This is a genomic window from Streptomyces sparsogenes subsp. cuspidosporus (assembly GCF_039532705.1).
Lineage (GTDB): Bacteria > Actinomycetota > Actinomycetes > Streptomycetales > Streptomycetaceae > Streptomyces > Streptomyces sparsogenes.
Window position 1 is genome coordinate 114,468 of sequence record NZ_BAAASD010000005.1, and the last position, 12,338, is coordinate 126,805.

Sequence of the window (12,338 nt, forward strand, 5' to 3'; positions counted from 1 at the left end):
TTCGGGTGGACGGCCGGTGCCGTCTGTGAAGCACTGACCTGGGCGCATCAGGGTATCCGGGCGTCCGTTCCCGAGTCCGACCGAACGGAGCGACGATGACCGACCGGACGCAGCGCGGCGCGACCAGCACCGACGAAGACGTCGTGGCGCTGCTCACCCATCAGCACGACATCATCCGCGAGATGTTGCAGCAGGTGGAGCGGGCCACCGGAGACGCGCGGCGGGACGCGTTCCGCCGCCTGGTGCACATGCTGGCCGTGCACGAGACGGCGGAGGAGGAAGTGGTGCACCCCACCGCCCGCCGCGCCTTCGAGGGCGGCGAGCAGGTGGTCCGGGAGCGGCTGGAGGAGGAGCGGCAGGCCAAGGAGAAGCTGAGCCGTCTGGAGTCCATGAACCACGAGGACCCGGAGTTCATGCCGCTGTTCATCACCCTGCGCGACGCGGTGCTGCGGCACGCGGAGGCCGAGGAGCAGCAGGAGTTCACCCAGCTCAGGGCCCACACCGACGCCAAGCGGCTGACCAGGATGGCCAGCGCGGTCAAGGCCGCGGAGGCCGTGGCGCCCACCCATCCGCACCCCGGTACGGAGAGCGCGGCCAAGAACCTCGCCCTCGGCCCCATCGCCTCGATCATGGACCGCACCCGCGACGCCGTCCGCAACGCCATGGAGAAGCGGGGCTGAGCGGACCGCCGCCCGGAGACGTGTGCGCGGGGGACGGCGAGCCGGGTGCCCCGCCGTCCCTCGCGCACGCACGACTCCCGCTCGGCGGGCGACGAGCACTGCCGACGCCGCCCGTGATGGCAGGAACATGACTGTCCGTCAACAAATGAGGCGCGGCGGATTAAGTTTTGCGGACGCTTGAACCGTCTCTGCTCGGCCGGGCACCTTCCGGTGTCGTCGTGGATGAGAGGAGCTCGAAGAGTTGACCATAACGGGGGAGGAAGCAGTGCCGATCAAGGTCCTGATCGCCGACGGGCATTCCCTGGCGAGACTGGGGCTGTCCACCCTGCTGGGCTCGGCCCCCGGGCTGCGCGCCGTCGGCGAGGCCGCCGACGGCGACGGCGCCCGCACCCTGGCCGCCGTGCACGGCCCGGACGTCATCCTCATGGACATCTCCCTGCCGCGGCTGGGCGGCATCGCCACCACCCAGCGCATCCTGGAGGCCGCACCCGCCCGGCCGCCCCGCGTCATCATCACCGCCTCGAAGGTCATCGACGAGGAGATCCAGGCCGCCCTGCGGGTGGGCGTCGCCGGGATCCTCCTCAAGGACACCTCACCGCAGAAGCTCACCGCCTCGATCAGCGCGGTCGCCACCGGCGACATGGCCTTCTCGCCCAGCGTGATGGAGCGGCTGATCGACGCGTACACCCACCGCGCCACCGCCACCGAGACCTCGGGAGCCGGCCTGGCCATGCTCACCATGCGGGAGACCGAGGTGCTGCGGCACGTCGCCAAGGGCCGCAGCAACTCCGCCATCGCGCGGGAACTGAAGATCAGCGAGGCCACCGTGAAGACCCATCTGAACCGCGCGATGACCAAGCTGGGCATCACCAGCCGGGCCCAGGCGGTGGCGCTGGGCTACGAAAGCGGCCTGGTCGTCCCCTCGCAGCCCCAGCCGGTCGGCTGACCGTACGTCCCTTCCGCAAGCCCACAAGCCCACAAGCCCGCAAGCCCGCAAGCCCGCAAGCCCGCAAGCCCACGAATCCTCAAAGCCGTAAGCCCGTAAGCCCACGACTCCGCAAGCACATGAGCACATGAGCACATGAGCCCGTAAGCCTGTGAATCCGTACCTTCCATGAGTTCTGCCTTCCGCTGACGAGCCCGCCCCCGCGGGCCGGGCCGCGACCGGTGATGATGACGGCGCTTCCGGCCCCCGGGGCGGCTCACCCCCGTTCCGCCGCCTCCCTGATCCTGGCCAGGGTCGCGCGCATCCCCTCGACCATCAGCCGCTCCCGCCGGAAGCCCACGAGCCCGCTGGCGTCGACCGCCCGGATGAGGAGGTTGGGACGCCCGAAGTGCTCCCGCCACTCGGTCAGCACCACCCCCGCGCTCTCCGGCTCGATCCGGTAGCCCCACCGCACCTTCGACTGGGCGACCTCGAACGCGAAGACCTTCTCCTCCTCGCACTCCACGACCGTGCAGTCCGTGGTCCAGAAGATCAGCCCCCGCCGGTTGCTGCCCCGGAACCGGGCCCCGACCGCGGGGCCCGAGGCCGGGCCGACCCAGCGGCCGCCGGTGCACTCGGGGCTGAACCGGCCCATGCCGGTGACATCGGAGACCAGCCGCCACACCCGCCCGGGTGCGGCGGCGATGGAGATCGAGACCTCGTCCACCGCTCCCCGCCCTCCCGGTCAGCGCCCGTGCCAGTCCCGCATGTGGGACCGGTGCACCTCGGGCACCACGGACGGGTCGTAGAACTCGTCGTAGAAGTCCACGTCGAGGTGCACGGACTGGAATCCCATCTGTGTGTGGTAGGCGGGCAGGTACGAGGGGAACCGGCCCGACTTCCTGAAGACGTACTCGCAGAAGGCCACCGTGGCGTCGATCGCCTTACGGCTGATCCCACTGATCCCCGCCGCCACCTTCTCCGGCTCCCGCCAGCCGCCCCGGCCGATGCCGCCGCGGTAGATGCCGTCCTGGCCGAACTTGCGCTCGACGACCGCGTGCACGGCCGCCTCCATCGACTCGTAGTACGGCGGGCAGTAGGGCTTGAGCAGCACCTCGCCGTCCCGCTCCAGGCCCAGCGGGTAGGCGAAGTTCGCGTCCTGCCGGCGGAGCTTGAGGACCAGCTTGGAGACCGTGGGCACCCGGAAGTACCGGCTGATCGGCATCTCGGCCATCCGGAAGTCCAGCGCCTCGAACCACGCGCCGTCGTGCCCGGTGTAGTGCGGGAAGCCGCCGAGCCCCAGCGCCTGGCTGACCAGGCCCAGGTTCTGCAGCATCATGCCCATCTCGATGGCCGCCGTCTCCACCAGGAGCCGCTCGGCGAACTCCATCGGCAGCGCCTTCAGCTTCCGCGGGTCGTCGTCGAGGTGGCCGCCCTTGGACTTGCCGAACGCGCCGAGCCCGGCCGGCAGGTAGAACCGCCGCTCGTCCAGGCAGAAGGCCGCCATCTCCTCGTTGAAGAACTCCAGCAGGATGTTGATGTAGAGGTAGGACAGGTCCTCGATCGGCAGGAAGTACGTGGACCCGGGCGTGTGCAGCGACCACTCGTTGCCGGTCAGGTTGTACGGGGAGGCCACCGGCGGGTGACGGCGCTCGGTCCCGATCCTGACACGGGTGGCCCGGTACGCCCCGACGAAGTCGTTCTTGGCCACCATGTCCTGGACCTGGCGCAGCTCCGCCGTGGTCAGGTCGGCCGGCCGGCGGATCAGATAGGTGGCCTCGTCGTCCATGACCACCATCGCCCCGCTCTGGAGCGCGTCGGAGCTGGAGACGGTGCGGCCGACCACGCCGGCCATCACGTTTCCGCCCTTGCCCTTCTCCCAGTTCCAGTCGTTCAGCGCGGGGCCGGTGATGCCGCACGCGGCGAAGGTGAGGATGGCCTGCTCCTCCTCCGTCAGCGGCACCGGCCGCTGCTTGCTGCGGTACTCCAGCGGCCCGCCGGGGATGTTCATCCCCATGCCGAATCTACGGGCGCGGCGGGACTTCAGGCCCTCGATCAGCGGAAAGCTCTGCCACGTGTCGCTCGCTGCCATGCTGTTGCGTGCTCCTAGTCCTTGAGTGAGCGGGGGTGGACGATGCGCGGCGGTGGCCGGGGAACCACCAGTTGGCCGAGCCCATGAGCTTCATGGCGGCCGGGACGACGAACATCCGCACGAGCGTGGCGTCCACGGCGATCGCCACCGCCATGCCGAAGCCCAGCTCGCCGATGGGCTGGATGCCGGAGAGGGTGAAGCCGCCGAACACCGCCACCATCAGCACCGCCGCCCCGGTGATCAGCGGGCCCGTGGCGGAGATGCCGAGCGCCACGCTCTCGGTGTTGCCGGCCCCCGCCTTGTAGTACTCGCGCACCCGGCCCAGCACGAACACCTCGTAGTCCGTGCTCAGGCTGAACAGCAGGGCGAGCAGGAGCACCGGTACGAAGTTGGTGACCCGGCCGGACGGGTCGAAGCCGAGCGCCTCGGCCACCGGGCTGCCCTCCCGGAAGGCGAGGGCCAGCATGCCGAACGCCACGGACACCGACAGCACATTGACCGCGATGGCCTTCAGCGGCAGCAGCACCGAGCGGAACGACAGCATCAGGATGACGAAGATCGCCAGCAGCATCACCCCGACGACCGTGGGCAGCCCGTCGGCGATCACCTTGTTGGCGTCCACGCCCTCGGCGGTCTGGCCGCCGACCGCGATGCGCAGCCCGTCGCCGTCGGCCTTCGCCGCCACCTTCCGGACCTCCGTGAGCAGCCGGCGAGTCCGGGTGGCGGAGGCGTGGTCCTCGGGGATCACCTGCGCGATCAGCTCGGTGGCGTCCCTGGAGACGAAGTGGCCCACCGTGGCGCGGGCGGCGGCCGGCAGCCGGTCGCGTACGCCGGGGGCGAGCGCGTCGAACGGGCGGCCCGGGGCGGCCTGTTCCAGGACGTCCAGCGGCGAGTCCACCCGCCGGACGTGTTCCAGGGCGCCCAGCTCGTCGCGCAGCGCGGCGATCCGTCCGCCCGCCCCGCGCAGCGGGTGGTCGGAGCGGATCAGCACCACCATCGGGGAGGCGTCGCCCTTGCCGAACTGCTCCTCCACCCGGTCGTAGGACTGGCGCACGGTCGAGGTGGTGGGGGTGATCCGGGCGTCCGGGGTGAAGGTGTCCAGGCCCAGGGCCGGGACCGCGCCCACCGCCAGCACCGCGCCGCCGCCGACCAGGGCGAGCACCGGGCGGCGCAGCACCCGGTGGGCGAAGCGGTACCAGCCGCGCTCGCGGGGGTCGGCCGTGGCGCTCGCCGGGCGCAGCCGGGCGAACAGGTCCCACCGGCCGATCCGGGGGCCGACCGCGTACAGCAGCACGGGCAGCAGCAGGAGGGCGGCCAGCACGGACACGGCGACGACCAGGGCGGCGCCGAGGGCGATCGACTGGATCACCGGCAGGTCGACGAAGGCCAGCGTGGCCATGGAGACGATGACGGTCACGCCCGAGGCGAGCACGGTCTCCCCGGAGGTGGCGAGCGTGACGCGCAGGGCGTTCTCCACCGGTTCGCCGCGTTCCAGCTCGTCGCGGAAGCGGCGGATGATGAACATGGAGTAGTCGATGCCGACGCCGAGACCCAGCATGGTGGCGGTGTTCTGCACGAACACCGACAGGTCGTAGGAGTCGGCGAGCAGGGAGAGGACGGCGAAGGTGACCACCGCGGCCGCCCCCGCGGTGATCATGGCGATCACCGCGGAGACCGCGCTGCGGAACAGCAGGAGCAGGATGAGGGTGATCAGCGGCAGCACGATCACCTCGGCCCGGACCAGGCCCTCCTCGCTGAGCACGTTGATCTCGCCGAAGAACGGCGCCGTGCCCACCATGCCGACGGTCAGGCCGCGCTCCCCGTACCGCGCGTCGAACTCCCGCTGGATGTCGGGGAGGATCCGGCGCGCGGTGCCGTCGTCCACGTCGAGGCCGAACATCTCGATCGCGGTGTGGCCGTCCCGGCCGACGAACGTGTTCTCCGTCGCGCCGCGGAAGGTCGACCACCCGTAGTGGGACGCGGCCTTGAGCCGGCCGTCGTCCTCGATGTCCGCCACGGCCTGGCGCACCCGCCGGTCGAAGCGGTCCGTCCCGGCGGCGAAGCGCTCGTCGTGGATCACCACCGTGACGCTGGTCTCGCCGCGGCCGGTGAAGCCGTCCTTCTGCTGCTGCGCCACCCAGGTGGACTGCGCCCCGGGGACGTACCAGCCGCCGCCGCTCAGCTTGTCCGGCAGCGAGAGGGCGAGCGCCCCGCTGACCACCAGCAGCACGCCCCACACCGCGAGCAGCGGCCACCGCACCCGGCCGATGAACCGTACGAACCGCTCCGTCACGTGCCCTCTCCCCGGTTTCTCCCCGTGCCGTCCGCTGGGTGTCAGTAGACCGTGGTGTCCAGGTCCTCGCCCAGGAAGTAACCGGCCAGCGCGGGCAGGGCCTTGGCCCGGGCCGGCGGGTGGAACGCCAGGGCGCGTGTGGCCTGGAGGAGGTAGCCGACCTCGGTGTCGCGGATGAAGGAGATGCCGCCGGCCAGCTCGGCCGCGGCCGCGGACACCTCCACCACCGACTCCTGGACCTGGAAGCGGGCCAGCAGCGAGCGGGCCAGCTGGCCGCCCGGGTCCTCGAGGGAGGCGGTCATGTCGCGGGCGACGTTCTCCAGGGCGCCCATGGCGCTCTCCAGCTTCACCAGCAGGGCGCCCAGCTCGCCGCGCGAGGCCCGGGGGGCGGCCAGGGCCTTGGCCACCAGGGAGCCGGCCACGCCCACGTACGAGGCGGCGGCCAGCAGCTCGAACCAGGTCCAGCCGCGGATCTGGAGGGTGTCCATCTGCGTGCCGGGCCGCTGGTCGGTGAAGATCATCAGGGACTCGTCCAGGACGAGGTCCTCCAACACCACCTCGTCGCTCTCGGCGCCCGCGAGCACCTCGCTCTCCCAGAACGGGCGGCGCACCAGGCCCTCGGTGGCGGCGGGCACCAGCGCCATGGCCAGGTGGCCGTCGTACTTCTCGTCGCCCTCCACCAGCACGCTGGCGGTGAACCAGTCCATCGACTGCGACAGGCTGCACGGCTTCTTGCTGCCGCTGATGACGAACGACTTGCCGTCGCGGCGGGCGCGCATGGTGGGCTCCAGCATGCTGCCGCCGCGCTTGGCCTCGGCGGAGGCCGAGGCGACCAGCTGCTTCTCCCCCGCGATCGACTTGAGCAGGATCCACTCGAACGCGTCCGGCTCGCAGTGCTGGGTGAGGTACTCGGTGAAGGTGGCCAGCGAGAGCTGGTGCATCATCGCGGCGACCGCCAGCGAGGGCGAGCGCATGGCCAGGGCCCGCTGGATCCGGACCGCTTCCAGCGGCTCGGCGCCCAGGCCGTCGTGCTCGGCCGGCACCAGCAGCCCGGCCCCGCCGGCCTCCCGGAACGCCGGGATGGCCGGGCCGCCGCGCTTCTCCAGTTCCGCGAGCGGATGGGCCGCCAGCTTCTCGTCGAGCCCGGGGAGCAGGCGCTCCAGCACCGCGCGCTCGGTGGCGCCGAGGCGGCTCGCCGTGGACGTTTCCGTGTTGGCCATGGTGACTACTCCGGCTTCGCTACGACGGCACAGACGGGGGAGAAGCCGCGGTGTACGGCTTCGAGGCGGAAGCCGGCGGATCCGAGCAGGGTGTTCAGCTCGGGCTCCGTGCGCAGCTCACCGCCGCTGACGACCAGGCATTCGATGTCGCCGAGGGTGGCGAAGGAGGGGGTGCCGTTGCCCGGGATCACCATGTCGAAGAGGACCAGGGTGGCGTCCTCGTCCATGGCGGCCCGGCAGTTCTCCAGCAGCTTGCGCGCCTTGTCGTCGTTGTAGTCGTTGAGGACCATCGACAGCAGGTAGCAGTCGCCGCCCCCGGGCACCGAGGCGAACATGTCCCCGGGCACGAACTCGACGCGGTCGGCGAACCCGGCCTCCGTCAGCAGGCCCTTGGCGTTGTCCACCACCCGCTCCCGGTCGAACAGCACACCGCGCAGGCCGGCGTGGGTCTCCAGCAGGTTGGACAGCACCACGCCCGCGCCGCCGCCGACGTCCACGACCACCTTGTGCTTGCCGAAGTCGTGGAGCGGCACGGCCAGCAGCTGGGCCTGGGCGGCCATGGCCGTCATGGCGTGGTCGAAGAGGTCGCCCTCCTCGGGGTGCCGGTCGATGTACTCGTAGTAGGGCAGGCCGTGGTGGTCGGAGAAGGTCTCGCCGCCCTTGCGCACCGCCTCCGGGGCCAGCGACCACGGGTCCCAGTGCCACCGCGAGCCGTGCAGCATGGCGTTGTAGCGCATGGAGAACGGGTAGTCGGTGCGCAGGAAGTGGCCGGCCTCCGTGAGCGAGAAGGTCTCGTCCTCGGTGTGGTCCAGGACCCGCAGCGTGGCCGCCGCCCGCAGCACCCGGTACAGCGCCCGGGGGTCGGCCCGGTGCTGCTCGGCCAGGTCCTCGGCGCTGCGCGGGCCGTCGGCGAGCGAGTCGGGGATGCCGAGGGTGGCCAGGGTGGAGACCACCTGGGTCCCCCAGTGCCCCAGGATGATCTGCATGAGGCCGGCGACCGGGAGCGCGGAGTGCGCGATGACGTCGACCGGTTTGAGCTGCTGGTCGGCGGATTCGTCGTGCTCGGTCATACTCATCCTTCCTCGGGGCGCCGCGGGCGGTGGGCGACCACTTCGCCGGGCAGTTTCTGTTCGAGGTACTGGGTCAACATGGGGCGGCGCCGGGGCTTGCCGCTGGAGGTGCGCTGGATGGTGCCGCGCCGGCAGCTGACGACGGTGACGTCGACCACGCCACCGATGTAGAGGGACAGCGCCTCGGCCAGCCGCTCGGCCCACGGCCCGGGCTCGTGTTCGGCGAGCACCACGATCCGGCGGGCGTCGACGAGGGTGGCGCAGCGGTACCGGTCCACGCCGGGGGTGTCCGCGAGGCGGGCGTCCAGGTCCTCGGCGTAGATGTTGCGGCCGCGTACGCTCAGCGCGTCGCCCAGCCGCCCCAGCACGTACGTCTGGCCGTCCAGCAGGAATCCGGCGTCCCCGGAGTACACGCGGCCGTCGACGAAGCGGGACGAGCTCTCGGCGTCCGGCGGCTCGTACCCGGCGGCCGCGCTGCTGCCGGAGAGGACCAGTTCGCCGAGGTAGCCGTCGGGAAGCGGCCGGCCCTCGCCGTCCACCACGGCCACCGAGACGCCCTCGATCGGCAGCCCCGAGCCGACCAGCCACTGGGCCGGGCTGTCGGCCGCGCCCGCGTCCCGCAGGGTGCCGCGGGCCAGGACCTTGACGGGCTGCTCGGGGGTGAGCGACTCCCAGTCGAGGTGGACCGCCTGCGGCACGGTGCCCGGGGCGTGTCCGGTGATGCCGAGCGTCATCTCGGCCATGCCGTAGCAGGGCGTGAACACGGCGGGGTCGAAGCCGTACGGCTCACACAGCTCGGTGAACTCCCACAGCCCGCGCGGGTCGTGCCGCTCCGCTCCCAGGGTGGCCGAGCGCAGGGTGGAGAAGTCGGCGCCCTTCAGGTCCTCGGGCTTCAGCCGGCGGGCCGCGTAGGCGAATCCGAAGGACGGCGCCGCGGTGTAGGCCATCCCCTCGCGGGCGATGCAGTCGACCCAGCGCCGGGGGTCGTAGATGAACTGCTCCGGGCGCATCAGGGAGAGTTCCCCCTGCTGGGCCACGATGGTCATCAGACAGCCGACGAGCCCCAGGTCGTGGTACATCGGCACCCAGCTGACGGTGGACCGGGTGGCGTCGTAGTCGATCAGCCGGCCGTTGCCGCGGGCGTTGGCCTCCATGTTCGCCCAGGTGATGCGCACCCCGCGGGGGCTGCTGGTCGATCCGGAGGTGAACTGCAAGGTGGCCAGCTCGCTGCCGGGCACCGCGCTGAGCCGGTCGGTCTCGGTGCCGGTGGAGAAGTCGCTGGACAGCACGGCGACGGGGGCGCCGCCGTCCTCGCCCGCCGCCTCGGCCGCGTCGGTGAGGACCGTCAGGTGGACCGGGTCGCCGACCACCGCCGAGGCGCGGGTCAGCCGCAGCACGCGGGCCACGTGCCGTACGTAGTCCTCGCGCCCCCCGAAGCGGGCGGGCGGGGCGATGGCCGTGGGGACCAGGCCCGCGTTGACGGCGCCGAAGTAGCCGGTGACGAAGCCGACGCTGTTGGGCGTGGCCAGCACCACCCCCGGGCGGCCGGGCAGCGCCCGGGCCCGGAAGGCGGCGCTGGCCAGCGAGACCAGATGGGCCAGGTCGGCGTAGGTGTAGAGGTCCCAGCCGCCAGAGCCCCGGGCGAACCGCATGCCGCGGTCGGTGCGCGGGGCGGTCAGCCAGGACAGCAGCGGTGAGGGGGCGGCGCCGGGCGCACCGGTCACGGGGTGCCCGCCTTCCGCCTCATCACCTTCTGCACCTCGGCGAACACCTCGAGGGCCCGCTCCAGCTGGGCGCGGGTGTGGGTGGCCATCGGGCAGATCCGCAGCATGGCCCCGGTCGGCGGGACGCCGGGGTACAGCGCCACGCCGGTGAACACGCCCCGGTCGTACAGCTGCCGCCACCACTCCATGGCCAGGTCGTCGTCGCCGAGGATGACCGGGATGATGGGGGTCGTCCGCTCCGGGAGGTCCGAGTCGGGCCCCATGGGCAGGCCCAGGCCCTTGAGTTCGGTGCGCAGGAAGCGGGAGTTGCGGCGCAGTTCCTCGGCGAGCTGGGCGCCCTCCTCCGAGCGGCGGATGCGCACCGCCTCCAGCGAGCCGCCGAGGGCCGCCGGGACGCCGACCGTGGTGAACACGAAGGAACGAGCCGTGACCTGGAGGTAGTTGATCAGCTCACGGCTGCCGGCGATGAACCCGCCGACCCCGGCCAGCGCCTTGGACAGGGCGCCCATGCGGATGTCTATCCGGTCCTGGACGCCGAACACCTCGGCGGCGCCGGTGCCCTGCTCGCCGAGCACACCGAGGGAGTGCGCCTCGTCCAGCATCACGGCCGCGTCGTTCTCCCGGCAGATGTCCAGCATCTCGTCCAGCGGCGGCAGGTCCCCCTCCATCGAGTAGAGCCCGTCGAGGATGACCAGGATCCGGCCGCCGTCGGCCCTGGCGCGGCGGACGCTGTCGACGAACAGGTCCATCCGGTTGTGCCGGAAGCCGCGCAGCTTGGCCCGGGAGAGCCCGACGCCGTCGAGCATCGAGGCGTGGGCGAAGGAGTCGGACACCACGGTGTCGCCCACGCCCACCAGGGCGCTGATGGTGCCGATGTTGGTCTGGAAGCCGGTGGTGAACAGCAGGGTCTCCTCGACCCCCAGCCAGTCCGCCAGTTCCTCCTCCAGCTCCCGGTGCAGGGCCGTGGTGCCGTTGAGGATGCGCGATCCGGTGAGCGAGGTGCCGTAGCGGTCCACGGCGGCCTTCGCCCCGGCCACCACCCGGGGGTGGCTGGCCAGGCCCAGGTAGTTGGGCGAGCCCAGCATCAGCCGCGGCTCGCCCTCCATGGTGACGACCGGGTCGAGCAGGGACTCCGCGTTCCGGAAGAACGGCAGGTTGCCCGCCTCGACACCACGGTGGTAGGCCGTCACGAACTGCGACGACCGCAGGTCCTTCAGCCAACTCGCGCCGTACTCAGCCACCGTGGGCCCCCTCCCCCGCCGTCCCGGCGCCGGAGGTCCGCACGATGAAGTCGACCGCGTCCCCCACGGTGCGGAGGTCGATCGCGTCCTCTTCGCCGATCTTCACGTGGAAGGTGTCCTCGAGTTCCTGGGTGAGGGTGAGGATGTCGAGCGAGTCGATGCCGAGGTCGGCCTTCCAGGTGGCGCCGCGCACGATGCGCTCGGCGGACACCCCGCGGACCACCAAGTGGTCCACGATCACCTTCATGACCGTCTCGTCCGTCACCCGCGTGGACTGCTCTGCCATCACTCGTCCTCTCCTTGTTCCCGGCGCAGGAGTCCGCGGGCCCTGACCAGATCGCGGCGGCTGACGCCGACCTTCTTCAGGGTCGGCATCAGGACATCGCGGAAGAACACCTCGCGGTCGATCCCGATGACCTGCATGACGGCCAGCCGCTTGTCGTAGTCCGGCAGCAGGTCGTAGGCCGGCATCCTGAATTCCCTGACCACGTGCGCGAGGTCCTTGAGCGTGCCCTCGTAGTCCTCCTGGAGGCAGGCCTGGAGGGTGCGCCGGTAGAAATCGGCGTGCGCGGCCTCGTCCCGGGCGATGTACCGGCATATCTCCGCCATCACGGGATCGCCGAGGTCACGGGCCCGGTTCAGCTGCTGCCGATAGCTCATCCAGGTCGTCTTCTCCTGGATCGCGCCGTACACGAACATTCTGCGCGGCGTGCTGTGCGGCATGGTCCACCGCCGGCTCAGCACCTTGCTTTCGAATTCCCGGATCTGCTCCTCGGTGCGCTGGCCGCTGCGCAGCAGGAATTCCTTCAGGGCGAGCGCGTGCTTGGATTCCTCATACCCCCAGTTGACCTGGAACCAGGCCTGCCCGAAGGATTCCCGTACGAGATTGAGCCCCTCGGCCACATAGTCCGGGAGATACATCTCCACGCCGAGGAAGGTCTCCGCGCACTGGGCGAGGTTCTCGTCCCGGCTCTGCTCCTGCCATGTGTCCCACGGAATGTCGTCGAAGACGCTCCAGCGGCGGCGGCGCTCGGCGAGTTCGAAGAATTCCATGTACTGCCGGTACAGAGTCTCCTCTGAAAGGAGGTCCACG

The 12,338-nt window shown here is 71.3% G+C and carries 11 protein-coding genes; 2 read left to right on the forward strand and 9 right to left on the reverse strand.

What is annotated here, in order from left to right; translation table 11 throughout:
• The first annotated feature begins 95 nt into the window (after positions 1-95).
• Together ABFY07_RS08415 and ABFY07_RS08420 are read left to right on the forward strand one after the other, a co-directional pair.
• On the forward strand, positions 96-680 hold the full coding sequence (locus tag ABFY07_RS08415; protein WP_346173846.1) for a hemerythrin domain-containing protein: 585 nt from the start codon (positions 96-98) through the stop codon (positions 678-680).
• 265 nt (positions 681-945) lie between these two features.
• Positions 946-1,626 carry a response regulator gene (locus tag ABFY07_RS08420; protein WP_346173847.1) on the forward strand — a complete coding sequence of 227 codons (681 nt, stop codon included), beginning with the start codon at positions 946-948 and terminating at the stop codon, positions 1,624-1,626.
• 256 nt (positions 1,627-1,882) lie between these two features.
• On the opposite strand, the gene ABFY07_RS08425 is transcribed toward ABFY07_RS08420, so the two are convergent.
• The 9 genes from ABFY07_RS08425 to ABFY07_RS08465 are packed head-to-tail and all read right to left on the reverse strand — an operon-like array spanning position 1,883 to position 12,337.
• Positions 1,883-2,332, reverse strand: coding sequence for an SRPBCC family protein (locus ABFY07_RS08425; protein WP_346173848.1), 450 nt, complete (start codon positions 2,330-2,332; stop codon positions 1,883-1,885).
• An 18-nt stretch (positions 2,333-2,350) separates the two neighbouring features.
• On the reverse strand, positions 2,351-3,697 hold the full coding sequence (locus tag ABFY07_RS08430; protein WP_346173849.1) for a hypothetical protein: 1,347 nt from the start codon (positions 3,695-3,697) through the stop codon (positions 2,351-2,353).
• Positions 3,630-5,990: an MMPL family transporter gene (locus tag ABFY07_RS08435; RefSeq protein ID WP_346173850.1), complete on the reverse strand. Its 2,361-nt coding sequence runs from the start codon at positions 5,988-5,990 to the stop codon at positions 3,630-3,632. Before ABFY07_RS08435 ends, ABFY07_RS08430 begins: the two co-directional genes overlap by 68 nt.
• Positions 5,991-6,031: 41 nt before the next feature.
• Positions 6,032-7,210, reverse strand: a complete 1,179-nt coding sequence (locus ABFY07_RS08440) for an acyl-CoA dehydrogenase family protein (RefSeq protein ID WP_346173851.1) — start codon at positions 7,208-7,210, stop codon at positions 6,032-6,034.
• A 5-nt stretch (positions 7,211-7,215) separates the two neighbouring features.
• Positions 7,216-8,280 (reverse strand): methyltransferase, encoded by a 1,065-nt coding sequence (locus ABFY07_RS08445; protein ID WP_346173852.1) that lies wholly within the window; start codon positions 8,278-8,280, stop codon positions 7,216-7,218.
• A 2-nt stretch (positions 8,281-8,282) separates the two neighbouring features.
• Positions 8,283-10,004 carry an AMP-binding protein gene (locus ABFY07_RS08450; RefSeq protein ID WP_346173853.1) on the reverse strand — a complete coding sequence of 574 codons (1,722 nt, stop codon included), beginning with the start codon at positions 10,002-10,004 and terminating at the stop codon, positions 8,283-8,285.
• Positions 10,001-11,245, reverse strand: a complete 1,245-nt coding sequence (locus ABFY07_RS08455; RefSeq protein ID WP_346173854.1) for an aminotransferase class I/II-fold pyridoxal phosphate-dependent enzyme — start codon at positions 11,243-11,245, stop codon at positions 10,001-10,003. The genes ABFY07_RS08450 and ABFY07_RS08455 overlap by 4 nt, the downstream gene beginning before the upstream one ends.
• Positions 11,238-11,531, reverse strand: a complete 294-nt coding sequence (locus ABFY07_RS08460) for an acyl carrier protein (RefSeq protein ID WP_346173855.1) — start codon at positions 11,529-11,531, stop codon at positions 11,238-11,240. The genes ABFY07_RS08455 and ABFY07_RS08460 overlap by 8 nt, the downstream gene beginning before the upstream one ends.
• Positions 11,531-12,337, reverse strand: a complete 807-nt coding sequence (locus ABFY07_RS08465) for an acyl-ACP desaturase (protein WP_346173856.1) — start codon at positions 12,335-12,337, stop codon at positions 11,531-11,533. The genes ABFY07_RS08460 and ABFY07_RS08465 overlap by 1 nt, the downstream gene beginning before the upstream one ends.
• Position 12,338: the final 1 nt, after the last annotated feature.